Raw genomic sequence first — 24959 nt, 5'->3', positions numbered from 1 at the left:
CATGTCCGGTACGCAGCGCCGATGATCCCTTCGTGCGAACGAGAAGCATTGTCAGATCCTTGACCCTGGGCGCGATTCTGCTGGTCGGAGCCGCCTCCCCCACCACCGCCGTCGGACAGCAGACCACGGCGATCCCGGGCTGCCCGGATGTCGGACCGGTTCGCTCGCTGGTCGCCGAGCCCCGGACCTTCGAGGCCGTCGCCGTCGACCGTCGCGGGCGTCTGCTCGTCAGCGACTGGCTCGGCAACAAGATCGAGGTCATCGACGCGCCGGGCGCCGCGCCCCGCACGCTGGCCTCCGTCGAGGCCCCCGGCGGCCTCGCCCCGCTGCCCGACGGGACCGTGCTCGTCGGTTCCGGCATCTCCGCCCCCGCCCTGCTCGCCCCCACCTTCGGTTTCGCGACACTGTTCCGCCTGGACCCCGACACCGGCGCGGTGACCCCCTACGCCTCGGAGCTGTCGATGGGCAACGGCGTGGTCCGCGCGCCGGACGGCACCGTGTTCACCTCCAACGACCTCGTCCCCGCGCTGGACCGCGTCGACCCCGACGGCACCGTGCACCGCGGTTGGTACCGCGAGACCCCGGCCAACGGACTCGCCGTCTCCGCCGACGGGCGCACGCTGTTCGCCAACGTGTCGATCGGCGACACCCGGGTCCTGGCCATCGACACCGCCACCGGCACGGCTCGCACCTACTTCCGTCCGCCCGACGGCTACCAGAACGCCTTCCTCGACGATCTGGACATCGACGCGCGCGGACGGCTCTACGCCCCGGCCTATTTCGCCGGGCAGGTGTGGCGCATCGACACCGACGGTTCGGTGTGCGCCATCGCGACCGGTCTGACGCTGCCCGCGGGCATCACCGTCGGCGCGGCGGGTTCCGCGTTCGGCGCCGACAGCGTGTACGTCACCACGCACAGCGGCCAGGTCCTGGAGATCCCGGCCGCCATCCCCCGCGACGGCGTGCGGTGATCGCTCACCGGGTCCTGCGGGTCGCGGCGGCCGACACCTTGTGTGCCCACGGCCGGACCCCGCTCGAGATTCCCGACGTGACGTTCTGACCGGTGCGGACACGATCGGTGTGACGGCCTCGATAGTGTCCGCCCGTGGTTGACGGCTTGGCCGCAGGGTAGGACGACGGTATGGAACTGCTGTTGATACTCGCCCTGGTCCTGGTGGTGGTGATCGTGGTCGCCCGCGGTGTCGCCGTCCGCCGCAAGCCGCGTCCTTCGGACCGCCCGCCCGACTACGGCGAGGGGGCCGGTCCCAGTACCGGCAATCCGCCGTCCTGAACGCGGGAACGCCCCACCTCGCACCGGGCTCGGAACCGAGGGTTCGGCCCGTTTCAGGGGCTCGTGCCCGGGTAGATGTCGGAGTGAGGAGGTGGGATACATGGTCCAACACACGGAGAACCGGCCCGATGCCGACGAACGGTCCATATCGCAACTGGTCGACGACGCGACCACCCAGATGACCCGCCTGGTGCGCGACGAGATCCGCCTCGCGCGCTGGGAGGTCCAGGAGAAGGCGGGCGGCATGGCCCGCGGCATCGGCGTGGCGGGCGCGGGTGCGCTGTTGGCGCTCTACGGTGGGATCGCGCTGGTCGCGGCCGCCGTGTTCGCCCTGGCACTGGTCCTGCCGGAGTGGGCCTCGGCCCTGATCGTGGGCGCGGCGCTGCTGGCCCTCGGCGGCGTGCTGGCCCTGATCGGCAAGCGCACCGTCACCGAGGCGGCGCCGCCGGTGCCGACCGATACCGCTGGAGCCGTGCGCGAGGACTGGGCCGCGGTGCGCGAAGGGAGTCGAGGATGACCGAACAGAAGCGTCAGGGCGGCGGGAAGAAGCCCGCCGCCGAGAACCCCGACGTCCCGCCCACGCCGCCGGGCGAGCCGTCGCCCTTCGGCACCCCCATCGGCGGCGGGCCCTCCGCGGTGCCGGGGACGCCTGCCGATCCGGACGCCATCGTCGTCCCGCCCGTGACCGCCACCTCCGAACCCGCCGCCGCGAAGGCGGCATCGGAGGTGCCGGAGACCGGCGACGTGTCCCGCCCCGCGCCGCCCGCCGAACCGGCGGCGGTCGCCGAACCGGCGGCCGACCCCGAGACGACCACCTCCCGCGCCCCGAAACCCGTTCCCGCGGAACCGGAGACGCCCGAGGAACTGCGGGCCGACCGTGATCGCGCGCGGGAGGAACTCGGCGCGACGATCTCCGAGCTCAGCGACCGGGTCGACGTCCCGGCGCGCGCCGAGGCGAAGCTGCACGAGACCACCGAGTCCGCCAAGCATCGGGCCGCCGAGGTCGCCGACGCCGCCAAGCAGCGCGCGCACCAGACCGCGGAGGCGGCCAAACATCGTGCGACGCAGGCCAAGACGACGGTCACCAACGCCGCGCCGTCCCTGAGCGAACCGCTCGACGACGTCCGCAAGCAGGTCGCGGAATCCACGCGACGCAATCGTGTGCCGGTGATCGCGGCGACCGCGGGATCGGCGGCGCTGATCACCTGGATCGTGTTGCGACGGAGGCGTTCATGACGAGCACGTTGTGCAAGCCGCTGGGCATGGCCGTCGGCGTCCTCGGCGGCGTCGCCGCCAACGCCGTGTTCACGCGCGTGTGGCGCGGGGTCAGCGGTGAGGACCAAGCCCCCACCGCCACCGCGCGCGACCACGGGTGGCGCGAGGTCCTGATCGCCGCCGCCCTGCAAGGCGCGATCTTCGGCCTGGTGAAGGCCGCCATCGACCGCGCGGGCGCGACAGGATATCAGCGGATCACCGGCACCTGGCCGGACAAGTAGCACGAGATACACCGAGGCCCGCCGTGCACCTGGACGGCGGGCCTCCGTTCTTGTGGCACAGCGGATTTCAGGAGCCGATGCGGTCCGCGGCGTCCGCGAGCAGTTCTTCGACGCCGGTCAGCGCGCACCACAGCGTCTGCTCCAGGACGCGGACCGGATCGCCGTCGAATTCGCGGTGCCATTCGCGGGTTTCGTCGCCGTCGGTGACAGCGAACCACACCGAGCCCGCCGGTTCGCCGTCCTGCGCGCCGGGCCCGCCCACGCCTGTCACGGCCACCGCGACGTCGGCGCGCAGCAATTCGCGGACGCCGCGCGCCATCGCCGCGGCGGCGGTGCAGGACACCACCGGCACGTCCGGCATGCCGAGCACCCGCCGCTTGACCTCCTCGGTGTAGGCCACCACACCGCCCGCGAACCACGTCCCCGAATCCGGGGCCGCGCCGAGCGCGGCCGCCAGGTTGCCCGCCGTCAGGGATTCGGCCACGGCCAAGGTGATGCCCCGGTCGAGGGCGTGTGCGGCGATGCGCTCACTCGTCGCGCCGATATCGGCGCGGTCTTCACGCACGGTCATCATCGACCTCCTTCTTCCACTCCCCCACCGACGACGGAACGCCGGGCGGCGGTACCGCCCGGCGTTCGCGTCCGCTCTCACCTGTCCTGGTGTGAGGACTGGCGCGCCTCGTCCACGTCGGCCTCGGCGCGCGCCTTCTCCGCCTCGGCTTCCTTGGCGGCCGCCTCCCGCTGGGAATCGGCCTTGTCCTGCTGCGCACGACCCTCCTGTGCGAGGTCGTCGTGCCCGCTCACCGCGCCCGCGGCTTCCTTGATCTTGCCCTTGACGCCTTCCACGACGCCTTCGACGCCTTCACGGGCACCGCCGGTGTGCTCGGGCATACCTACCTCCTCCATCGCTGGAACGTCTGACGCTCTCGGCCTACCCGTCGTCTCCACGATGAATCCGGGAGCCGACGTGCGGGAGCTCACCGCTCCTGCGGCGCGAGGCGCGGCAGGACCGCGGCGGGCAGCGCTCTCGGCAGTACCGTCGCCGCCGCAGTGGCGGTCCCCGCGCAGGTCAGCGCGGTGGTCCAGCCGACCGGTCCCATCGGCCGACAGCCGAAGTAGGTGCACAGTCCAGGGGTCATGACGATCGCGCCGAGGACCGCGCCGCTGGCGAGTGTGGTCCCCCACACCAGCGGACTGCGGTACCCGGAGACCAGGGTCTGCCCCAGTTGCGCGCCGACCAGGGCCACCAAGCCGATGGTCGCCGCGCGCTGCCGCGTGCCGGTGTAGCGGCCGATGGTCCAGGCCGCCGACGCGCCCGAGGCGGTCGCGATCCCGCGCACCGCCAGCGTGCGGACCAACTCCTCGCCGAGTTCGGCGGGACGCGACTGCGCCAGACGCTCGGAGGCGTGGCGGGCCAGTACCTCGGGGTCGTCCTCGTCGGGCGGGAGGGCGTCACGATCCGGCGACAGCGCCAGCGCCATCGCGGGGAACATGTCGGTGAGCATGTTGACCAGCAGGAACTGTCGAGTGCCCAGCGGGGCCTCCCCGCTGAGCGCCGTCCCGTAGAGCGTGAAGGCGACCTCGCCCGCGTTGCCGCCCACCAGGACGCCGACCGCGTCGGTGACCCGCTGCCACATGCCGCGACCCTCCACCAGCGCGTGCAGCAGCGCCAGCGGATCGGGCCGGGTCAGCACCAGGTCCGCGGCGTTGCGGGCGGCGGCGGACCCGTGCGCGGCCAACCCGATGCCGATATCGGCGGAGCGGATCGCGGCGGCGTCGTTGCTGCCGTCGCCGGTCATGCCGACGACGTGACCCGAACGGCGCAGCGCCGAGACGATGCGGACCTTCTGTTCGGGATCGACGCGGGCGAATACGCTGCTGCGTTCGATCAGCGCGAGTTGTGCGGTGTCGTCCAGGCCGTCCAGGTCGGCCCCCGTGGTCACCCGCGCGTCGTCGATGCCGAGTTGCCTGGCCACGGCGGCGGCCGTCACGGGGTGGTCGCCGGTGATCATGCGGACGCTGATGTCGTTGCTCCGCAACGCTCGCACCAGCGGCACCGTCTGCGGACGCGGCGTGTCGGCCAGGCCGAGGAAACCGAGGACGGTCAGCTCGCCGACCATGCCCTCGACGTCGTCGGGTTCGGAGCGCAGGTCACGGCGCGCGACGACCAGGACCCGCAGACCCTGCTCGGCCAGATCGTGGACGGCGCGTTCGACGCGCTCGCGGGTGGCCGCGTCCAATTCCGTACTGCCGCCGTCGCGTTCGCGCACCCGGGTGCAGCGGCGCAGCACGATCTCCGGCGCGCCTTTGACGATCAATCGCAGCTTGTCGGTGGTGTGACCGAGCGCGGCGGCGTAGCCGCGATTGGACTCGAACGGGATCTCCTCGATCGAATCCCACCGACGGGCGTCCTCGCCCAGGACCTCGGCGGCCGCGTCCAGGATCGCGCGGTCGGTGGCGTGCGCGATCGGGCCGTCGGCCGGATCGGGGCAGGCGCGCACGGCGGCGCGCAGCAGGCGGTGCGCGTCCTCGGAGTCGGCGTCGGGGGCCCACTGCTCGTGCGGGTCCGCCAGCGTGGTCAGCCGCAACTTGCCCTCGGTGAGGGTGCCGGTCTTGTCGAAGCACAGCGTGTCGACGCGGCCCAGCGCCTCCACGGTGCGACTGGCGCGCACCAGCACACCGTGGCGCGAGAGCCTGCGCGCGGCGGCCAACTGGGCGACGGTGGCGACCAGCGGCAGCCCCTCGGGCACCGCCGACACCGCCACCGCGACGCCGTCGGCGATCGCCTCGCGCAGGAACCGGCCGCGCACCACGCCCAACGCGGTCACCAGCGCGCCACCGCCGAGGGTCAACGGCAGCGCGCGGTCGGTGAGCTGCCGCAACTGCGCCTGCACGCCGCCTTTCTCGGGCGGGATGGCCCCCGAGGCCGCGCGACCCGCCTGGGTGGCCTCGCCGACGGCGACGACCACGGCCAGCGCCGTCCCGTTGACCACGGTGCTGCCCTCGAAGATCATGCAGGCCCGGTCGCCCACGACCGCGCCGGGCGTGGCGGCGATGTCCTTCTCGACGGTCACCGATTCGCCGGTGAGACCGGATTCGTCGACCTCGAGATCGTCGACCCGCAGCAGACGGGCGTCGGCGGGAACCACGTCGCCGGGGCGCACCGCGATCAGATCACCGAGGGCGAGTCGGTCCGCGGGCACTTCCCGGTGCCGATCGAGATCCCGCGCGTCGCGGTCGAGCAGCCTGCCGAGGACCTGTTCGCCCTCGAGCAGGCGGTGCAGGGCCTGTTCGGCGCGCCTGCGCTGCTGAGCGGAGACGACGGCGTTCACGGCGAGCACCGAGGACAGCAGCACCGCGTCCGAAGGCGAGCCGAGGATCGCGGTCGCGACCGCGCCGACGCCCAGGATCGGGGTGAGCGGATCGGCGAGTTCACCGCGCAGGTGCCGCAGGAACGAGACCGCGGAGGTGAGCACGGGCCGCTCCGGTCGGCGTTCGGGTTCCGCGCGTTCCTCGAACGGGCCGGGATCGGGCAGACGGTCGAGCACTTCGTCGCCGTCGAGGGCGTGCCAGGGCAGCATGGGGGCCAGACCGGTCGCGGGCTCCTCGCGCACCGCGCGCCACCCGCTGTACGCGCCGCTCATCAGGGCGGTGTAGTGGGCGGCGGTGACCGGCGAGACCATCCTGGTGCGTTCGGAGGCCACCGCCAGCAGCAGACCGCCGAGGCTCGCCGCGGACAGCGCCAGCGCGCGCCCACGGCGACTGACCTCGCGCGCCGGGCCGACGGCGGCCAGCACGCGGTGCGCGTGCGCGCTGTCGCGGCACACCACGTCCGCCGCCCACGGGATCCGCCACGTCCGGTCGTCCTTGCGGCGGGCCAGACCGATCGCGACGTCGGCGGCGGCCATCGCCTTGTGGGCGCGCGGACTCAACACCGCCACCACGTGACCGTCGCGCTGCATCGACCGCACCAGCTTGCTCAGCGACCGCGACCGATCTACGAATTCGTCGGACAGCGACCGCAATTCGGCCACATCCGCGCCGCCCGCCAGCACCGTCCGCAACTCGGCCGCGCGCGCGAGTTCGAGCAGCGCGTGCGCGCGGGGGTCCAGTTCACGGCCGACCAGCACCTTGCCCACCGGTTCGCCGTGGTCGCGCAACTCCCGCCACGCGGGCTTGGCCGTCGCCCCGGCGTCGGGCTTGCCGGACCCGCCGCGCACCAGGGTCAGCCCGCGATCGTCCTCGTCCTCGGCGTTCTCGCGCCACAGCAACCGCTGCGCGGCGCTCCACACTCTCGCGCGCGTCCACTCCGCCGTGCGTCCCGATCCCGCGTCGCCCTCCTCGGTGTCGCGCGCGGCGCCGGTCACCCGGCGACCGTCGGCCTCGGCCGAATCGGCCGCACCGCGGTCACGGTGCGGGCCCGCGCTCTCGTGGTCGCGGCCTTCGGCGTCCAGGACGACGCGGCGGTCGGTCAGCAGCGCGTCGCCGTCCACCACCAGCGCCGTGAGGCGGTCCAGGCGTCGCCACACCCCGGGGTGCAGGGTGAGCACGCCCGCGCGCGACATCGTCATGGCGACGGTCGCGCCGTACGCCTCGCGACACGCGCGGGCGGCCTTGGGCGCGCCGAGTTCGAGGGCTTCGGTGGTGTCCACGAGACCGCGGCGGCCCAGGACGGTGGCCAACGCACCCGCCACCGAGCCGGCGGCGACTTCGTCGGCGACCTGTTCGACCGGCCCGGCGGGCATCGGGACGACGCGCGGGCGGTGCGGAAGCGGTTGACCGACCTCGAAGGCCGCCCCGCCGAGTTCGGCTTCCCAGCGCTGCCACAGGGCGTAGCGGGTCAGGACCTCGGAGAAGGTGAAACCGCGCTGGACGGTGTCGACCACCAGGTTGGCGATGCCCTGGGAGGCGCGGTTGCCCAGCGCGTTGCCCAAGGCGTTGGCGGTGGTGAGCAGGACATCGGTGCGGGGACGCCCGAGACTCTGCTCCAGGACGCCGCGCACGCGCGGTTGGGTGTCGGCGAAGGCCGCGGCGGCGCGCAGCGTGCGAGCGGGACCGCGCAACGGCAGCAGCGCGGCGACACCGGCAAGACCGATCGCGCACAGATCGCCCGCGACCTGGATTCCGGCCGCCAGCACCGGTTCCCGGTCGTCGGGATGTTCGACGGCGCGACTCCAGTCCAGGTCGTCCACGTTCGCGTCGGATTCGACCGATTCGACGGCGGCGACCAGGTCCGGCAGCCCCTGCGCGCCTTCGGCCAAGGCGGCCACGACGTGACCGGTGACGGCGTTGACCCGCCACCAGCGCACGCCTTCGTCGTCGTCGAGCCGATCCGAGAGCGCCTCGATGACCGATTCGGCGCGGTCGGTGGACAGGCCGCGCACTTCGACCGTCGCGCGATCCCGGTGGACGGCGACCCGGCGTTGGCTGCGGCGCGCGTGCGGGTCGACGAGCGCGGTGAGGTCGCGGCCGAAGTCGATGTCGCGGCCGATCTCGGCGAGCGACGCGCCCGCCCGCGCACCGGCCTCGACCGCGCGGCGCGGGACACGCACCACCGCCGAGGTCACATCGGTCGCGAGATCCGCTCCGGCGCGGACGAATTCGGTGGCGAGATCGGTCGGCGCCTCGAACCACCAGGACGAGGCGAGCGCACGCGGCGAAAAACCCATAGTGCCCTCCTACCCGGGTCCGGCCCGGACAAACTGGACACGGGCGGACGGCACGGACGGGGTCAGTCGGCGTCGTCCAGTGACGTCACACCGGTGGCGGTGGCGAGCCCGGAGCCCGTGCACAGCGCGCCGACGGTGCTGCCGGGGGCGAACCCGCCTCGGCTCTCACCGGTGGTAGCCGTGTCGATCCGGGGGCCTGCCTCCAGCGCGGACCCCACCAGCAAACAGTTCCAGTATTCCGATTCCGGATTGCCGCCCACCGCGATGACGCCTTCCTCCTGGGTGTCGGGCGTGCGGACCGGCACCGCGGCCGCGACCCCGCCACCGGCTACTACCAGGGAGAAAGTGGCGATGGAGAGCAGGAAGACGCGAACGGAAGTGCTGCGCGACATGATCTTCTCCTCTCCGTAATCCATATATCGTTCGTTTGCCCAGAGTTGTCCAGGTCAAACCGTCCGCCCGGCTTCGGGGCGGCGGCGCGCGCTGATTGAGCACCCGGTGCGCGGGTAGAAGATCGACATCACCGAACGTGCCCAGGAGGACCGTATGACCGCCGTTTCGGCTCTGGCCCCAGCCCTGCCCACACCACGGGGTGAGCTGTCCGCGCGGGTGTGCGAGGCGCTGCGCGCGGAGCCGGGGACACCCGTGCCGTCCGCGGGCGACCCCGACCCGTTCGGCGCGGACCTGCATCTGACCCTGCACACCTGTTACGAGCTGCACTATCGCGGTTTCGCGGACGTGGACGAGACGTGGGAATGGGACCCGGCGCTGTTGGCGCTGCGAGGCGACCTCGAGCGCCGCTATCTGGCCGCGTTGCGCGAGGCGGCGCCCGGCGGCGACGATCTGGACGCCGAACTCGACCAGTTGACGAGCACGCCCGCCGAACCGTCCGGGCCGAGCGTGTATCTGCGCGACGAGGGCCGGTGGGAGCAGATCCGGGAGTACTTCGTGCACCGGTCGATCTATCACCACAAGGAGGCCGATCCCTACGTGTGGGTGATCCCACGCCTGACCGGGCAGGCCAAGGCCGCGCTGGTCGCGGTCGAATTCGATGAATTCGGCGGCGGCCGCGGCGAACGGGTGCACGCGCGTCTCTACGCCGACCTGCTCGCGGGCGCCGGCCTTGACCCGACCTACCTGCGCTACCTCGACGTGGTGCCGACCCCGATGCTGGCACTGGTCAACATGATGTCGATGTTCGGACTGCACCGCGCGCACCGGGGCGCGCTGGTCGGTCATTTCGCGAGCGTGGAGATCACCTCGCCGCCCGGATCGGCGCGAATGGTGCAGGCGTTGCGGCGATTCGACGCCGATCCCGCCTGCGCGGCCTTCTATCGCGAACACGTCGAGGCCGACGCGGTGCACGAGCAGATCATGCGCCGCGAGGTCATCGGCGATCTGCTCGCCCGCGAGCCCGAGCAACGGGCCGCGCTCGTCTTCGGAATCCAGGTCACCGACCTGCTCGAGGAGCGTTTCGCCGACCACGTCCTCGGGGCGTGGCGGGCCGGACGCGGTTCACTGCTGACAGAGGGAGCGCTCGATGGATGAGATGACCGAGTCCGGGAAGCGCGCGTTGCTGCGACTCCCCGGGGTGTACCGGCCGCAGGCCGATACCTGGCTGCTGTCGCGCACCCTGCGCGAAGCCGGTCTGCGCCACGGGGTTTCGGGGCTGGACGTCTTCACCGGCACGGGCGCGGTGGCGCTCGCGCTGGCGGAGGCGGGCGCGGCGAAGGTGACCGCGGTCGACCTGTCGCGCCGCGCCGCGCTGACGGCGCGGTGGAACTGCGCACGCGCGGGCATCGCGGCCAGAGTGCTGCACGGCGATTTCGCGGAGGCGGCGCGGCACAGGCGATTCGACGTCGTCACCGCCAATCCCCCGTACGTGCCCGCCCCGGACGGCGCGATCGGCGGACGCGGACGCGCGTGGGACGGCGGCCACGACGGGCGCGCGCTGCTCGACCGGCTGTGCGCGATGCTGCCGGACATGTTGCACCCCAACGGCGTCGCGCTGATCGTGCAGTCCACGCTCTCGGACGCCGAACGCACGCTCGACGATCTGCGCGACCGAGGGCTCAAAGCCGCGATCGTGGCCCGCGAGACCATCCCGTTCGGCCCCGTCATGCGCAGGCGCGCGCCGTGGCTGGCCGCGCGCGGCGACATCGGCGCCGACGCGCGCACCGAAGACCTGGTGGTGATCCGCGGTGACCGCCTCGGCGCGTGAACCCCGCCGGGTGACCTTCACCGCGGACGGCCCCGCCTTGGTGGAGGGGCCGCTCGAGGTGGTCACCGCCGACGGCCGCACCCTCCGCTGCGACCGGTTCACCGTGGCGCTGTGCCTGTGCCGCCGTTCGGCCGACTACCCGCTGTGCGACACCAGCCACCGCAAGCGGCGTCGCACCGCACCGGAGGACTAGCCATTGGGATGGCCGCGGCAGCCGATGCCATGCCCAAGCCGAACCCGACCCGTGCCGGTCACCACCCGACGCCGACTCAGCGCCGGGGCGATCCCGTCGACCACAGCGCCAGACCGATCAGCGCCGGTTGGAAGAACAGGCGCACCAGGCGTTTGCGGTCGGTGTCGAGTCCGAACGCGTCCCGCTTGCCGAGGTACTGGGCGAGGTTGCCGGGGAAGACGGCGGCGAAGAACAGGGCGAGCGTGCGCCCGACGCGCGCCCGATCCCGGTTCGCCAGGGCGAGATTCGCGCCGAGGGCGATCTCCACTCCGCCGGAGGCCAGCACCACCGCGTCCTTGTCCAGCGGCACCCAGTCGGGAACCTGTGCCTGGAAGTCGCGCCGGGCCCAGAACAGGTGGCTGAAGCCGGCGAAGATCATGCCGCCCGCCAACAGCAGTCGAGCGGCATTGCGGGGCGCGGAGGTCGGCGGGGTCACGGCCACGGGCGCGACGGTCTCGGGCACGATCGGGGTGGTCTCGGGCATGTCGTTGTCCTCGTTCCTGTTTCGGGAATCGGTCACTGTTCGGCGTCCCGGGCGACGACCCGGACGGTGCGAAGGGCGGAATCCGCGGCGTCCGGGACGTTCATGCCCCCTTCGACGCCGCTGACGAGATAGTCCAACACTCCGGCGTCCAAACGCTCCCCCGGCACGGCCACCGGAATGCCCGGCGGGTAGGGCGTCAACTGTTCGGCGACGATCCGTCCCGCGGCCTCGCGCACGTCGACGGTCTCGACCGGACCGAAGAAGGCGTCGCGCGGCAGCATGACCGTCTCCAGTTGCAGATCACCCGGGCCGGGCAGCACGATCGGCTCTGTGGCCGACCCGTCCGTGGTCGCCGCCCACGCGGTCATCGCCTCGACCAGGGCGTCCACGGTCCGGTCGGTGTCGGCGAACGACAGCGTCGCCAGGACCCGGCGGTGATCGCTCATGCCGATGTCGAGGCGGCGGTGCTCGCGCAACCAGTCCGCGGCGTCGTAGCCTTTCGCGCCGGTGTCGGAGACGTCCATGAGAACCTGCAACCGGTCCAGATCGTGCGAGGCCTCGACCCCCAGCAGTTCGTCCTCGAGCACCCGGACGCCGTCGACGGCGTCGAGTCGCGCGCGGGCCCGGTCGGCGCGGTCGAGCGCGGCGCCGAGCAGGTCGTGTCCCCGCTCGACCATCTGCCGCCGCCACCCGTCCAGCGCCGCGTAGATCAGGACGTTGGGGCTGGTGGTCATCAGCAGGTCGGCGCACGCGCTCAACCGGTCGGGGTCGACCAGGTCGCCTTGCCGATGGAACACCGAACCCTGCTCGAAACCCGCGCCCATCTTGTGCACGCTGACCACGCACACGTCCGCGCCCGCGTCCATCGCCCAGGTCGGCAAGGCGGGGTGGAACGGCAGGTGCGCGCCCCACGCTTCGTCGACGATGAGCGGTTTGCCGCGTTCGTGGCAGATCCGCGCGATCGCGCCGATGTCGGCGCAGGTGCCGTACGGGCTCGGCGAGACGATCAACGCGCCCGCCGCGTCGGGGTGCTCCGCCCAGGCCCGGCGGACCTGCTCGGGCGAGGGCGGGTGCGACAGGTGGTGTTTCTCGTCCCAACGCGGGGTGATCCAGCGCGGGCGCACACCGGAGAAGATCAGCCCGGCGACGATGGACTTGTGGCTGTCGCGCGCCACCAACAGGCCGCCGTCGTCACCGCCCGCCACGGCCATCATCGCCGCCTTCACCGACAGGGAACTGCCGCAGGTGGAGAAGAACGCCGTCTCGGCCCCGACCGCGTCGGCCATCAGCGCCTCGGCCTCGGCGAGATGACCGCCCCGGGTCAGCCGGTCGTCGAGTCCGCCCGCGGCCAGCACGTCGGCGGCGAACGCGTCGCGCCCGATGACATGGAGGACCCGCTCGTCGGCGCCGCGGCCCTGACGGTGGCCGGGCGGGGTGAATCCGTAGCGGTTCGCGCGGCGGTAGTCGGCCAGCGCCGTCAGCAACGGCGTGCGCGCATGGTCCATGCACGTGTCCTTTCGGGTCAGGCGATGAGGGTGACGATCAGTCCGATCGCGACGGCGGCGAAGACCGCGACCAGGATCGCGCCGAGCACGATGGCCAGCACGCCGGTCGGCGGGAACCGGTTGCGGGTACGTGGTTCCGGGGCGGACAGGCCGCTGGTCTGCGGGGTGTCGGGCGGGGTCGAACCGGGCGCGACGCCGCCGCCGCGTTCCAGGTCGGGCGTGCGCTCGGGATCGGGGTCCATCGCCGGTTCGGTCATGATGCTCACCTCTTCCGTGTGGTGGCGGTGATCAGTTCCTGTGCTTTGGTCTTGGCTCCCTGCGCCACCAGGTGCCATCCGTTCGGGTCGCCGCGCAGCACCGCCTCCGCGGTGGCTTTCATCTGGTCCCAGTCCGCGTGCGGCGGGATCGGCGGGACCTCGGGGTCGCAGTGCACGTCGAGCAGGAACGGTTCCTCGGCGGCCAGCGCGCGTTCCCAGGCCGGGCCCAGTTCGTCCGGGTCGGTGACCGTCACGGCCTCGAGTCCGCAGGAACGGGCGATCTCGGCGTAGGAGACGTCCGGAAGCGACTGCGAGGGCTCGAATTTCGGCGCGCCGCCCATCGCGCGCAACTCCCAGGTGACCTGGTTGAGGTCGTTGTTGTGGAAGACGCACACGATCAGCCGACGGTCGTACCAGCGCTCCCGGTAGCGGGCCACGGTCAGCAGTTCGGCCATGCCGTTCATCTGCATCGCGCCGTCGCCGACCAAGGCGATCGCGAGCCGGTCGGGGTGGGCGAATTTCGCGCCGATGGCGTAGGGCACCGCCGCGCCCATCGTGGCCAGCGTGCCCGACAGCGAGCCCCGCGCGCCTTCCGGCATCCGCAGACAGCGCGCGTACCAGTTGGTCGAGGAACCGGAGTCGGCGGTCACCACCGCGTCGGACGGCAGGCGCCGGGACAGCTCCCACACCACCCGCATCGGGTTGACCGGTTTCGCCGCCAGCATCGACTGCCGTTCGACCGTCTCCCACCAGCGGGTGACGTTGCGGCGCACGGTGTCCTGCCAGTCGCGGTCGGTCTTGCGGGTCAGCAGCGGGATCAGCAGGCCCAGGGTGGTGCGCGCGTCACCGACGAGGTTGACCTCGCTCGGGTAGCGCATGCCGATCATCGTCGGGCCGAGGTCGATCTGCACCGCGCGCGCCGCGCCGAACTCCGGAAGGAATTGCGAGTACGGGAAATTGGAGCCGACGATGACCAAGGTGTCGCAGTCGCGCATCAACTCGTAGCTGGGTCGGGTGCCGAGCAGGCCGATCGATCCGGTGACGAACGGGAGGTCGTCGGGCAGCACGTCTTTGCCGAGCAGGGCCTTGGCCACGCCGGCCCCGGTGAGTTCGGCGAGTTCGATCACTTCGGCCGCCGCGCCGCGCGCGCCTTGGCCGACCAGGATCGCGACCTTCGCGCCCGCCTCGATGACCTCGGCGGCGCGGCGCAGATCCGCCGGTTCGGGGCTCAGGCTGCTGTGCCATCGGTCCGGCGGACTCGACGGCACCTGTTTGAACTCGTGCGCGGGTGGTTCGTAGGTCTGTTCCTGGACGTCGGCGGGCAGGATGACCGCGGTCGGCGCGCGCCGGGCCCTGGCGATGCGCATCGCCCGGTCCAGCGCGTTGGGCAGTTGGGCGGCGACGTTGACCTCCACCAGGTATTCCGAGGCGACATCCTTGAACAGGCTCTGGAGGTCGACCTCCTGCTGGTAGTTGCCGCCCATGGCGCTGCGCGCCGTCTGCCCGATGAGCGCGACCACCGGCACGTGGTCGGCTTTGGCGTCGTAGAGGCCGTTGAGCAGGTGGATGGCTCCGGGCCCGGAGGTGGCGACGCACACGCCGACCTCCCCGCTGAATTTGGCGTAGCCCGTCGCTTCGAAGGCGGCCATCTCCTCGTGCCGCGCCTGGACGAAGATCGGTTCGTCGTGCGCGCGCCCGAAGGCGGCGATCAGGCCGTTGATGCCGTCCCCCGGATAGCCGAAGACCTGCTGTACTCCCCATTCGCGTAGTCGTGCGACGACATGATCGGCGACGAGATGCGTCATGCCCCTCCAATCCGTGCTGGTCACGAGTGGTACCCGGGGCGGCTACCCGAACCGTGGCCGGCGAACCAGGGCCGCGTGCGGATGGTTGGGACCGCCGGGCCGGGGTATGGCTGTTCCAGCCCGCCCGGATCCGCCGGGCGACTTCGCGCGTTTCGAGAAGCCCGATGACCGCAGACCCGCCTCGCGGCAGCACCGCCCGATTGTTCGACGGCGCGCGACGGTCGGCGTCCGCCCCCGGCGACGACGGGTCCTCGGAGGTGTCGGCTCCGGAAACCTCGCGGCAGTGGAATCGCCGGGTCCGCGGGGAGAGTCGCACCGAACAACTCGACCGCAATCTCGCGGGACTCGTCCAGGAACTGCGCGTGGTGCAGACCGGCGTCCAGGTGCTGACCGGTTTCCTGTTGACGCTGCCGTTCCAGAGTCGCTTCGCCGATCTGAGCCTGCCCATGCGCGTGGACTACCTGTTCGTGGTGACGACCGCGCTCGCCGCGACGGTCTTCCTGACCGCGCCGGTAGCCACCCATCGCATGCTGTTCCACCGCCGCCGCCTCGATGTCGTGGTGCGCGGCGCGCACCGCTGCGCGATGGCGGGGATGGCGCTGCTGGGATTGGCGCTGATCGGCGTCGCGGTGTTGGTGTTCGATCTGGTCGCGGGTCCGATCGGGGCGATCGTCGCCGGGATCGCGGCGACGGTGTTGTTCGCGGGGGCGTGGGTCGTGCTGCCCTATCGTCAGCGCGCGCACGGCGACGAACCGTCGCAGGACGGCGCGGAGCCGAGTTCGGAGCGCGGAGTCGTCCGACACTGTCGGTGAGAGTGCGGACACGTCGGTTTCGTTCCGGGGCCCGCGCCTTTCCGACCACTGCTCTTTGTAGCGATTACATGAGAACCGACCGGTTCGAACCATGCAACCTTCGCAACTACCTCGAGCCAGAACATTTCCGATCGGGAGTTGCGTTCGCGTAGCCGAAACACCCGGGAAAATCACCGAGCAGTTCGCGAACACGATTATTCGCGGTTGCGCGCGATACGCGGCCTTACATCCGGAACCACCACCGTAGCATCGGCGTAATACGTTGTGTTGCACGGCAACAAGAGGCCGCGATGGTACGAGCGCCTGATCGCCGCCTGCCTCGGGCAGTTGCCCGCGCTGGCGTTGTTCGGCGGACTCACCGTGGCCGTCATCGGACTGACGCCGCGGGTGTCGTGGCTGCCGTGGGTGCTGTTGGCCGGGTCGGCGGTGGTGTCCATCCTGGGTCCGTCGATGGATCTGCCGTCCGCCGCGATGAATCTGTCGGTGTTCGACCACGTTCCGCACCTGCCGGGAACCACGGTCGACGCCCTCGCGGTGACCGTGCTCTCGCTGATCGCGGTGACGCTGGGCGTGGCCGGAGTGCTCGCCTTCACCCGGCGCGATCTGGAATGACCGTCGCGCGGGCCGCCTCCCCGGCGGCCCGCGCTCAGCGGCGCAGCACCCGGCGGAACCGGTTGCGCACCCCGGAAACGCCTTCCTCGTCCGAATTCTCGGGCTCGGGGACACTGTCCTGCGCCGCCTCGGCCAACCGGGCGTGCAACTGCTCGCGGACCTGGTCCGGAGTGTAGGCGCGACGGCGACGTTCACCACGCGCGATGACCACACCCGTGGCGACCACACCGGCCGCACCCGCCAAACCCACTGCCTTCCACCACCTCATACCGCATAGGCTACGGCCATGAGCGGCACAGGTATCGATCTCGACCGAGCTCTCGAACTCACCACCACCGGCGACATCTGGCTCTTCCGGGGTCATTCCACCGCCGACCGGGTGATTCGGATGACCACCAACAGCCCGGTGAACCACGTCGGCATGGCGGTGGTGATCGACGATCTACCCCCGCTGATCTGGCACGCGGAGCTCGGGCGGTCGCTGACCGACATGTGGACAGGGTCGGCCCACCGCGGCGCGCAACTGCACAACCTGCGCGACGCGGTGCTGGTGTGGGCCCACCGCTACGGCCAACAAGCCTGGCTGCGCCAACTGGACCGACCGGTGACCCGGGAGATGGAGGACAGCGTGCTGCGCACCATCGCCCGCCTCGACGGCACGCCGTTCCCGTCCACCGCCGCGCTGGCCGGGCGCTGGTTCAAGGGCCGCGTACGTGTCCCGCGCCGCCGCCCGCGCCGCCCGGCGGTCCGCGACGTCGAGAACGCCTACTGCGCGGAGATCGTCGCCGCCACCTACCAGTCGATGGGGCTGCTGCCCGCCACCCGTGACACCAGTTGGTACGACCCGGGTCGCTTCTGGAGCGGCGACCGCCTGCGCCTGGCGCACGGCTACGACCTCGGCGGCGAGATCGCCGTGCGCGTCCCGCCCGCTGCGGAGATCAGCCCGGAGTGAGCGCGCGCAACGGCGCGTCCACCTCACCGCGGTAGAAGTCGAGGAAGCCGAACGGGTCCGGGCCCGCGTTCTGCATGACGAGGTGGTCGAACCCCGCCTCGACATACGGTTGCGCGGCCGCCAGGTACTTCTTCGGGTCCGGGCCGCAGGCGAAGTTGTCGTAGATGTCCTCGAGCCGCACGGTCGTGGTCGCGGCGGCGAAATTCGCGGGATTGGGCAGTTCGCTCATGACCGGCCAGCCCGTGACCGCCCACCGACTGGTCTCGAGCACCGCCTCGGCCGCGGTGCGCTCGTCGGTCGCCCACGCCACCCCCACCTCGGCGTAGCGGGCTCCCGTACCGCCCGCCGACCGGAATTCCGCGACCAGGTCGGCGTCCGGGTCGGTGGCGAACAGGCCGTCGCCCAGTTCGCCCGCCAGGCGCGCCGCCGCGGGTCCGCCCGCCGCGACGGCGATCGGCGGCAGCGGATCGGGCAGATCGAACACCCGCGCCTCCGACACGGTCAGGTACCGACCGTCGTAGGACCGGTAACCGCCCTCCCACAGCAGTCGGATGATCTCGAGCGCCTCGCGCAACATCCGATGCCGTATGCGCACGGGCGGGAAATCACGTCCGATGACGTGCTCGTTGAGACGCTCGCCCGCGCCGAGCCCCAAGGTGAACCGACCGTTCGACAGCACCCCCAGCGTCGCGGCGGCCTGGGCGATGATCGCCGGGTGGTAACGCAGGATCGGACAGGTGACGCCGGTCGCCAATTCCAGCCGTTCGGTCCGGGCGGCGATCGCCCCCAGCACCGTCCACGCGAACGGTGAATGGCCCTGTTCGTCCAGCCACGGATGGAAATGATCGCTGATCTCCACGAAATCGAAACCCGCGCGCTCGGCCGCCACCGCCTGCTCGACCAATTCGGTCGGCCCGTACCCCTCGGCCGCCAATTTGTATCCGATCCGCATATCCCTACCTCCGGTCGTCGTCGGTCCGTGCGGGCGCTCCCACCTGCGCGAAGGCGACGCCCGCCACCGAGCTACCCGTCCGGGGCACGGGCAATCCGCGCACCCGGGATCGGCGCGCGCCGGTTTGTTCCGCCTCGACCGGGTAGCCGAGGACCAGACCCGAAACGTCGTACGAAAGGGGTAAGTCGTGAGCACATTGGCCGCCACCGTGGATGTGGACGTACCGGTCCGCACGGCCTACAACCAGTGGACCCAGTTCGAGTCCTTCCCGCAATTCATGGAGGGCGTCGAGGTAGTGCATCAACTCGACGACACGCACACGCACTGGCGTATCCACGTCGGTCCGGCCACGCGTGAATTCGACGCCACGATCACCGAACAGCATCCCGACGAACGCGTCGCGTGGAAATCCGACAGCGGACCCCAGCACGCGGGCGTCATCACCTTCCACCGCCTCGACGACGACCACACCCGCGTCACCGCGCAGATGGACGTCGACCCGGAAGGTTTCGTCGAGAACGCCGCCGACAAACTCGGGGTGCTCAAGCACCGCGTGCACGGCGACATGAAGCGCTTCAAGGAATACATCGAGCACCAGCGGCACGAGACCGGCGCGTGGCGTGGCGACGTTCCCCGCCCCGACGCGAGATAGCCGATCAGGACGCGACGCGGCGACCGCACACAGCGGTCGCCGCGTCGCTCTGTTCCCGGCGGCTGTTTCGCCGCCGTATCCCCGGGAATCGCCGCGAGGGAGAACCCAGGAGAGGAGAACGGCGTGTCGAGCGAATCCGGACAGCGCGTGGTCATCGTCGGCGGAGGTTTCGCCGGCTTCGAATGCGCCCGCAAACTCTGCAAGATCATGGCCGCCCGCGGCCGCGACATCGAGATCGTCCTGATCACCAAACAGGACTACATGCTCTACACCCCGCTGCTGCCCGACGTGGCGGGCGGCGCGATCGACCCCCGTTTCGTCACGATCTCCCTGGCCGACGCACTGCCCGCGGTGAAACTGGTCGTCGGCGCCGTCGAATCCGTCGACACCGAGGCGCGCACCGTCACCGTCACCCGCGAACACCACGAAGCCACCGAACTCGCCTACGACCGACTCGTGCTGACCCCGGGATCGGTGACCCGCCTGTTCGACATCCCCGGCCTGCACGAACACGCCCGCGGCCTGAAAACCGTCGCCGAAGCCCTCTACCTGCGCGAACAGCTTCTGCACCAGCTCGAATCCGCCGACGACGAAACCGACGAACAGGTGCGGCGCGCGCGGCGCACCGTCGTCGTGGTCGGCGCCTCCTACGCGGGCACCGAACTGATCGCGCAGTTGCGCGCGCTCGCCGACACCTACGCCGCCCGCCGCGACCTCCCCCGCGAGGAGATCCGCTTCCTGCTGTTGGACACCGCGAAACAGGTGATGCCCGAAGTGGGCGCGAAACTCGGCGACCGGGTGCTCGAGGTGCTGCGCGCACGCGGGGTCGAGATCCGGTTGGAGACCACGCTGAAATCGGTCGCCGACGACCACGTGGTGCTCACCGACGACACCGTCGTGCCGACCCGCACCGTCGCCTGGGTCACCGGCGTCACCGGCGCGCCGCTGTTGGAGAGTCTCGGACTGCCGCTGGAACGCGGCCGCCTGGTGGTCGACGCGCACCTGCGCGTGCCCGATCACCCCGACATCTTCGCGGCGGGCGACGCGGCCGCCGTCCCCGACCTGGTCAAGGGCGAAGGGCAGATCACCCCGCCGACCGCCCAGCACGCCGGACGCCAGGGCAAGGTGCTGGCCCGCAATGTCGCGGCGAGCCTCGGCGAAGGCGTCGCCGTCCCCTACCGGCACCGCGACCTCGGCCTCGTGGTCGACCTCGGCCCCGGATTCGCGGTCGCCAATCCCCTCGGCAAACAGCTCTCCGGCTGGCCCGCCAAAGCCGTCACGCGCTTCTACCACACCTACGCTCTGCCGCGCGGGGTCAACCGCTGGGCGGTCACCCTCAGTTACCTCACCACCGCCGTCACCCCGCGGCCACTGACCCGCCTCGGCCTGGTCAGCGCCGAAGAGGCCGGTTTCCGGGACAGCGAAGGCATCCCGGAACCGGCCTCCTCCTGAGGCGTTCGCCTGCTCGGCCGCGAGTCAGTCGCGGCCGAGCGCGTGCGCCAACTGCGCTTTCGACATCTTCGAGCGGCCATCGATATTGCGTTTCTTGGCCTCGTTGTAGAGCTGATCGCGCGTCAGCCCCTTGGGCCCCTTCGTACCGGACCGTTTCCCGCCGCGATGCTGCGGCGACACATCGTGGGTCGAGGATCGGCTCGCGGTCCTCGTCTGCCCGGCCTGCGCGCGGTTCTTGTTGACCGTGCGCGCCGCCATCTCCTTCGCCCGGCGCGGCGACTCACCGCGCCCCTCGGCCGAATCCTTGATGTGCTCGTACTGCCGTTCCTGTTTTCCGGTCCATTCCTTCGGCATGTAGATCACCTCCTGACCGACGAATACCCGGCGTCACCGAGCGAAACAGCGTGGTCGCCGCCGCTCAGCCCGGCGCGCCGACCGCCGGATTCCGCGTGGCCGGACGCCAGCCGAGCGCGGGACCGATCAGCGTCGCGGTGTCGTGCAGGATCTGCTCGTAGTCACCCCGGTCGAACTCGTAGGGCAGTTCCAGGCGCAGTTCGGCCGTGTGCCGCAACACCGGGTCGGCGTGCAGGCGCTCCAGGATCTCCTCGGCGGTGCCGACCAGATCCGGCGCGAACAGCACGCGACGCTCCCCCTGCGGCGCGAGGGTCCGCTCGTACCGGCTCGCGGCGTAGCGGCGATACCGTTCGCGGGTCGCGGCGTCGGCACTGTCGAACGGCACGACGACCCGGCCGACCGCCACCCGGGACGGCCGATCCGCGGGCAGCGCCCCGCGATAGCGTTCGATCAGGCCCACTTGACTAGCACCGAAATCGTCGCTGCTTTCACCGGTGACGATATTGCCGCTGAGCAGATTCAACCCGTTGCGCCCCGCCCACTCCACCGAACGCAGACTGCCCCCGCCGTACCAGAGCCGATTTACCAACCCCGGCGCGTACGGTTGCAACCGCGGACGCTGCGTATTGCCCGGCGACTGGATCACCGTGTCTTCGTCGCCGAGGAAATCGCCGCGCAGATTCTCGATCAGCCGCTCGATGCGCCCGTAGGACAGATCGAACTCGCGCCACTGCCCGTCGAAGACCCGGTCGCCGATCAGGTCGGCGTGCGGCGGCGTGCCCGCGCTGAATCCGGGCTGCAACCGTCCGCCCGAGAGCACATCGGCCATCGACAGGTCCTCGGCCAGCCGGAACGGGCTCTCGTATCCGATCGGGATCACGGCTGTCCCCAATTCGATGCGCGTGGTGCGCTGCGCCGCGGCGGCCAGGAAGACCGCCGCCGACCCCACCCCGTGCTCGAGATGCCGCTGCCGGATCCACGCACCGTCGAAGCCGAGGCGCTCGCCGAACTCGAACAGCCGCAGCGTGTCCTCGAGCCCGACCGCCGGATCGTCGTCGGGATAGTTGCCCGGGGTCAGGAACGCCAGACTTCGAATCCGGAGTTCGCTCGTCGGACCCGCCATGGGAACTCCTCTCGACCGGGGATGCCGATCTCGAATCCAATCCCTTCCGCGTGCGGGTGAACAGGGTTGCGATCAGCCGGAATTCAACCGGCGGCCGATACCGCCGGTTCTCGGGGTTCGGGCGGTGTCGGCGGTTCGCAGCGCAGGAAATGGACCGCCTCGGCCCACGACAGGTCCGAAGCGAAGTCCGAATGGCCTCGGAGTTTCTCGATCGCGCCGTCCTGGAGGCCCTCCACGGGCGGGTCCTCGGTGTGTCGGTTGCGCACCGGAGTCGGATCGAGCAGCAGCCAGTCGTTGCCGCGCTCACGCCGCCGATTTCCCGGACCTGTCCGGGCCTCGGCCCGCGCGAAGGATCGCTCCGGGTCGGCGATGTGGTGGTACCACTTCCGGGCTTCCGCGTCGCGCCAGGAGCCCACCGGCCCCGGTATCCAGGACAGCACCGGACCGGCGATCGGGTCGGTGTCCCGGTACAGATTCACCCACTTGCGCCCGAGCCCTTCCGCACCGTCGAACAGGGCCTTGATCGTCGGATAGTTGACATAGCCGGGGAAGGCGCGCGAGAAGATGATCTGCAACTGCGAACCGCAGGTCAGCAACGCGACGTGGCGTCGTTCCGCCGGACTCAGCCACAGCAGCGCCGCGAAGGCGATCAGGCTGCCCTGACTGTGCCCGACGATGAGGATGCGGCGGCGGTGACTGCCCGGCGCGGGCGCGCACAACTGCGGGTCGGTCAGGTGATAGCGGATCCGATCGCGGATATCGAGGACGACGTAGGTCGAATACGGCGGCGGCGCGAACGGGTGCGCCGAATGCGGCCAGAAGCAGAACACGTCCCAGATGGTGTTGGCCAACCGTCGGTCACTCTTGCCCGTCACCGCGCCGCGCCCGAGCATGACCAGTCGGCCCGCGAGCACCACCAGCGTCCAGGTCCCGATCCAGATCACCGCGTTGAACTGCGCGGGGTCGGCTTCCCGGCTCGCCCAGCCCAGCCGGCCCGGCAGCACGCCGTCGGTGCGGTCCTCCCCGATCACCAAGTGCCGCCAGATGTTCTGGATGCCGATCATGTCGTGCCCGGCGGCGACGGTCAGCAGCAGGGCGACGACGCCGAAGAGCACCAAGATGGGCGGGAGGCAGTTCTTCTGGCGCGCCATGCCCACCGCGCCCACCGCGTTGTCCAGCCATCGTTGCGGTATGCGGAAGGCCGCTGTGGACGCGGGATCCGTATCGTTCTGCGCGCCGGGGTAATACAGATCCCGCACGTAGGCCGCGCGCGCCTTCGCCCGAACGCCGAACAGGACGGCCAGCACCAGCGCCAGGACGGCCGCGAGCAGGACGGTGATGCCCCAGGCGTTGGAGATCCGCACGAGGATCGCCGATTTCTCGGACGTGCGCAGCAACTGGGCGGCGCCCTCGGCGGCGGCGGCCGAGAAGCCCAACCCGAGGAAGAACCCGGCGGAAGCCACCCAGTAGGCCGTGGTCCCGTACGCGTAGGGACGGAACGCGTCCGGAACCCGTTCGGCCCCTTGCCCGTCGGAGCCCTCGGGACGCACGCCCTTGTCCGGCCACGTACGCCAAGCCAGCAGCGCGATGGCAGCGAGGAAGGCCGGCAGTCCGAGCAGACTGTAGGCCAGCAGTGACACCGCGGTGCCGTCGAAGCGTTCGAGGCGCGTCGCCTGGTCGGGAACGTCCGAGGTGGACAGCCCCCAGAGCGCCACCGCCAGGAGCCCGATCGTGCCGAGTCGGATCGGACCCGAGAGCCGGTGCAGGACCGTCCAGAGCCGCTTGGTCAACCAGCGATCACCCTCGTCCAGCGCCGCCGACCGCTCCGGGTCGCCCAACACGACCACGACGAGGACGACGACTCCGAGCGCGCCCTCGGTGACGTATTCGAGCACCTGATTCCACCCCGACAGGCGGTCGGCGATGACGGCGATCACCAAGGCGGCGAAGGCCAGGTGCAGGTTGCGCAGTATCGGGGTCGTGTGGTCGCCGCCCAGGAAACCGCGCTGCTGCAACAGGGATTCGCCCACCTCCGCGGGCGGCGCCAAGCGCTTCGGGTCACCCGCGCGGGTCGCCCCCTGCTTCGCGAGTCTGCTCAGCAGGAAGATCAGGAAGAAGGCGATCGCCAGCGCGACGGCGACGCAGAATTCGTTGCGATACAGGACCGGGAGCCATTCGAAGGGCTCCCACGTGCGCCCGCGCAGATCGTCGATCCACTCCGGGAACTTCTGCCACGCCAGCAGATCACCCAGGATGTAGGCCAGCGTGAAGGTGAACACACCGGTCATGCACAGGCTGATCAACCGCAGCATCGCGCCGCACACGGCGTGCGCCACCGTGCCGAGCCAGTCCCCCTCGCGCGGCCTCGGCAGCATGAACTGGGCGGAATTGAGGAAACCGAAGGGGATGAGCACCAACCACAGCCCCTGGATCCAGCTCCCCGCGGTGTATCCGCCCCAGTGGTAAGCCTCGAGGACCCGGGTGGACGTGGGCCGCGCGGGCCGTCCTTCGTCCGGCGGTGTCCCCGAATCGGCGGCGGTCGGCGGGGTGTCTCCGAGGGTCAGTGGAGCACCGTCCGCGTCCAACGGATTGCCGAGTTCGTCCGCCGGGTAGTAGATCCGGCCCTTGTCGTCGCCCGCGACCTGCACCGCGTGCCGACACCGCAGCGTCGACTCCGGCGGTGTGCCGCTCACCCCGTGGATGCGCAGTTCCACTTCCGGGCCACCGCACCCCCTCGCTCCGCTCGCCGTCACCGCACCGGCTGCCGCCGTCACGTTCTCGGTCATCGTGGCCTCCCTGTTCACCCCCGAGGTGCGCGAGAAGCCGTCGAATCGACCACCCCGCGCACAGATAGCCGTCGTGCCGAAAGGGATCGGCGACCCGCGCCGCTTTCCGCACCCCGACCGCCTCGCTCGCCCCCGAGCGCCGCTGCCGACAGTTGGTCATACCCCTGTCGGCACGCACGATACACATTTCCGGTCGCTCCGCGAGAGGGAGGACAGCCACCGCCGAGGCGACACGTGCCGCGGTGACCGGCACGCGACCCGCACCGCGGACTGTCGGTCCCCGCGTTTAGGCTCCGAGGAACAC

26 protein-coding genes are annotated in these 24959 nt (G+C 71.1%); 13 read left to right on the top strand and 13 right to left on the bottom strand.

Annotated elements, in window-relative coordinates:
• Window positions 1-59 precede the first annotated feature (59 nt).
• From ON30_RS13010 to ON30_RS12995, 5 genes are all read left to right on the top strand, one after another.
• Window positions 60-971: an SMP-30/gluconolactonase/LRE family protein gene (locus tag ON30_RS13010; protein WP_245554023.1), complete on the top strand. Its 912-nt coding sequence runs from the start codon at window positions 60-62 to the stop codon at window positions 969-971.
• 170 nt (window positions 972-1141) lie between these two features.
• Window positions 1142-1291, top strand: coding sequence for a hypothetical protein (locus ON30_RS39080; RefSeq protein WP_157183714.1), 150 nt, complete (start codon window positions 1142-1144; stop codon window positions 1289-1291).
• Between the two features lie 100 nt (window positions 1292-1391).
• Window positions 1392-1808, top strand: coding sequence for a phage holin family protein (locus ON30_RS13005; RefSeq protein ID WP_040706955.1), 417 nt, complete (start codon window positions 1392-1394; stop codon window positions 1806-1808).
• Window positions 1805-2527, top strand: a complete 723-nt coding sequence (locus tag ON30_RS13000; protein WP_040706954.1) for a DUF3618 domain-containing protein — start codon at window positions 1805-1807, stop codon at window positions 2525-2527. Before ON30_RS13005 ends, ON30_RS13000 begins: the two co-directional genes overlap by 4 nt.
• On the top strand, window positions 2524-2787 hold the full coding sequence (locus ON30_RS12995) for a DUF4235 domain-containing protein (RefSeq protein WP_040706953.1): 264 nt from the start codon (window positions 2524-2526) through the stop codon (window positions 2785-2787). The genes ON30_RS13000 and ON30_RS12995 overlap by 4 nt, the downstream gene beginning before the upstream one ends.
• A gap of 67 nt (window positions 2788-2854) precedes the next feature.
• On the opposite strand, the gene ON30_RS12990 is transcribed toward ON30_RS12995, so the two are convergent.
• From ON30_RS12990 to ON30_RS12975, 4 genes are all read right to left on the bottom strand, one after another.
• Window positions 2855-3358 (bottom strand): CinA family protein, encoded by a 504-nt coding sequence (locus ON30_RS12990; protein WP_051029259.1) that lies wholly within the window; start codon window positions 3356-3358, stop codon window positions 2855-2857.
• 77 nt (window positions 3359-3435) lie between these two features.
• Window positions 3436-3678 carry a microaggregate-binding protein 1 gene (mbp1, locus tag ON30_RS12985; RefSeq protein WP_040706952.1) on the bottom strand — a complete coding sequence of 81 codons (243 nt, stop codon included), beginning with the start codon at window positions 3676-3678 and terminating at the stop codon, window positions 3436-3438.
• An 86-nt stretch (window positions 3679-3764) separates the two neighbouring features.
• Window positions 3765-8456, bottom strand: a complete 4692-nt coding sequence (locus tag ON30_RS12980) for a cation-translocating P-type ATPase (RefSeq protein WP_051029258.1) — start codon at window positions 8454-8456, stop codon at window positions 3765-3767.
• A 62-nt stretch (window positions 8457-8518) separates the two neighbouring features.
• Window positions 8519-8872 (bottom strand): hypothetical protein, encoded by a 354-nt coding sequence (locus ON30_RS12975; RefSeq protein ID WP_040706951.1) that lies wholly within the window; start codon window positions 8870-8872, stop codon window positions 8519-8521.
• A 130-nt stretch (window positions 8873-9002) separates the two neighbouring features.
• Here ON30_RS12975 and ON30_RS12970 point away from each other — a divergent pair, with 130 nt between their 5' ends.
• The 3 genes from ON30_RS12970 to ON30_RS12960 are packed head-to-tail and all read left to right on the top strand — an operon-like array spanning window position 9003 to window position 10870.
• Window positions 9003-10004, top strand: coding sequence for an iron-containing redox enzyme family protein (locus ON30_RS12970; RefSeq protein ID WP_040706950.1), 1002 nt, complete (start codon window positions 9003-9005; stop codon window positions 10002-10004).
• The gene (locus ON30_RS12965) at window positions 9997-10677 is read left to right on the top strand and encodes a HemK2/MTQ2 family protein methyltransferase (RefSeq protein ID WP_245554022.1); all 681 of its coding nucleotides are present in this window, start codon (window positions 9997-9999) and stop codon (window positions 10675-10677) included. The genes ON30_RS12970 and ON30_RS12965 overlap by 8 nt, the downstream gene beginning before the upstream one ends.
• A complete protein-coding gene (locus tag ON30_RS12960; protein ID WP_040706948.1) occupies window positions 10658-10870 on the top strand; it encodes a CDGSH iron-sulfur domain-containing protein in 213 nt (70 codons plus the stop codon). Before ON30_RS12965 ends, ON30_RS12960 begins: the two co-directional genes overlap by 20 nt.
• Window positions 10871-10946: 76 nt before the next feature.
• On the opposite strand, the gene ON30_RS12955 is transcribed toward ON30_RS12960, so the two are convergent.
• From ON30_RS12955 to ON30_RS12940, 4 genes are read right to left on the bottom strand one after another with little or no spacing between them, the layout of a single operon-like run.
• Window positions 10947-11393, bottom strand: a complete 447-nt coding sequence (locus ON30_RS12955) for a DoxX family protein (protein ID WP_083911362.1) — start codon at window positions 11391-11393, stop codon at window positions 10947-10949.
• A gap of 32 nt (window positions 11394-11425) precedes the next feature.
• Window positions 11426-12898 (bottom strand): aminotransferase class I/II-fold pyridoxal phosphate-dependent enzyme, encoded by a 1473-nt coding sequence (locus ON30_RS12950; RefSeq protein WP_040706947.1) that lies wholly within the window; start codon window positions 12896-12898, stop codon window positions 11426-11428.
• 17 nt (window positions 12899-12915) lie between these two features.
• Complete coding sequence (locus ON30_RS12945) at window positions 12916-13155, bottom strand: DUF6480 family protein (RefSeq protein ID WP_040707086.1); 240 nt, start codon at window positions 13153-13155, stop codon at window positions 12916-12918.
• A gap of 5 nt (window positions 13156-13160) precedes the next feature.
• On the bottom strand, window positions 13161-14960 hold the full coding sequence (locus ON30_RS12940; protein ID WP_040706946.1) for a thiamine pyrophosphate-requiring protein: 1800 nt from the start codon (window positions 14958-14960) through the stop codon (window positions 13161-13163).
• A 164-nt stretch (window positions 14961-15124) separates the two neighbouring features.
• On the opposite strand from ON30_RS12940, the gene ON30_RS12935 reads away from it, so the two are divergent.
• Both ON30_RS12935 and ON30_RS12930 read left to right on the top strand, forming a co-directional pair.
• The gene (locus tag ON30_RS12935; protein WP_245554021.1) at window positions 15125-15772 is read left to right on the top strand and encodes a DUF6328 family protein; all 648 of its coding nucleotides are present in this window, start codon (window positions 15125-15127) and stop codon (window positions 15770-15772) included.
• 267 nt (window positions 15773-16039) lie between these two features.
• Window positions 16040-16384: an efflux permease Rv1217c-related protein gene (locus ON30_RS12930; RefSeq protein WP_157183713.1), complete on the top strand. Its 345-nt coding sequence runs from the start codon at window positions 16040-16042 to the stop codon at window positions 16382-16384.
• Window positions 16385-16418: 34 nt separating this feature from the next.
• Here the strand turns inward: ON30_RS12930 and ON30_RS12925 are convergent, their stop codons facing one another.
• Window positions 16419-16652 carry a hypothetical protein gene (locus ON30_RS12925; RefSeq protein ID WP_040706944.1) on the bottom strand — a complete coding sequence of 78 codons (234 nt, stop codon included), beginning with the start codon at window positions 16650-16652 and terminating at the stop codon, window positions 16419-16421.
• An 18-nt stretch (window positions 16653-16670) separates the two neighbouring features.
• Here ON30_RS12925 and ON30_RS12920 point away from each other — a divergent pair, with 18 nt between their 5' ends.
• On the top strand, window positions 16671-17336 hold the full coding sequence (locus ON30_RS12920; RefSeq protein ID WP_040706943.1) for a hypothetical protein: 666 nt from the start codon (window positions 16671-16673) through the stop codon (window positions 17334-17336).
• Here the strand turns inward: ON30_RS12920 and ON30_RS12915 are convergent.
• Window positions 17323-18288, bottom strand: a complete 966-nt coding sequence (locus tag ON30_RS12915) for a TIGR03557 family F420-dependent LLM class oxidoreductase (RefSeq protein WP_040706941.1) — start codon at window positions 18286-18288, stop codon at window positions 17323-17325. The two genes, ON30_RS12920 and ON30_RS12915, sit on opposite strands and share 14 nt — an antisense overlap.
• A gap of 187 nt (window positions 18289-18475) precedes the next feature.
• On the opposite strand from ON30_RS12915, the gene ON30_RS12910 reads away from it, so the two are divergent.
• Window positions 18476-18940 (top strand): SRPBCC family protein, encoded by a 465-nt coding sequence (locus ON30_RS12910; protein ID WP_040706939.1) that lies wholly within the window; start codon window positions 18476-18478, stop codon window positions 18938-18940.
• 123 nt (window positions 18941-19063) lie between these two features.
• Complete coding sequence (locus ON30_RS12905; protein WP_040706937.1) at window positions 19064-20392, top strand: NAD(P)/FAD-dependent oxidoreductase; 1329 nt, start codon at window positions 19064-19066, stop codon at window positions 20390-20392.
• A 24-nt stretch (window positions 20393-20416) separates the two neighbouring features.
• Here ON30_RS12905 and ON30_RS12900 read toward each other — a convergent pair whose 3' ends face one another.
• The 3 genes from ON30_RS12900 to ON30_RS12890 all read right to left on the bottom strand — a co-directional run bounded on the left by ON30_RS12900 (window position 20417) and on the right by ON30_RS12890 (window position 24655).
• On the bottom strand, window positions 20417-20746 hold the full coding sequence (locus ON30_RS12900; RefSeq protein ID WP_040707084.1) for a plasmid stabilization protein: 330 nt from the start codon (window positions 20744-20746) through the stop codon (window positions 20417-20419).
• Window positions 20747-20810: 64 nt separating this feature from the next.
• Window positions 20811-21869, bottom strand: a complete 1059-nt coding sequence (locus ON30_RS12895) for an LLM class flavin-dependent oxidoreductase (RefSeq protein ID WP_040706930.1) — start codon at window positions 21867-21869, stop codon at window positions 20811-20813.
• An 83-nt stretch (window positions 21870-21952) separates the two neighbouring features.
• The gene (locus ON30_RS12890) at window positions 21953-24655 is read right to left on the bottom strand and encodes a hypothetical protein (protein WP_157183712.1); all 2703 of its coding nucleotides are present in this window, start codon (window positions 24653-24655) and stop codon (window positions 21953-21955) included.
• Between the last annotated feature and the right edge of the window lie 304 nt (window positions 24656-24959).

This window comes from Nocardia takedensis NBRC 100417 (genome assembly GCF_000308695.1).
Lineage (GTDB): Bacteria > Actinomycetota > Actinomycetes > Mycobacteriales > Mycobacteriaceae > Nocardia > Nocardia takedensis.
The sequence above is the reverse complement of the archived record's forward strand: the minus strand, read 5'-3'. Positions and strand labels throughout refer to the sequence as shown.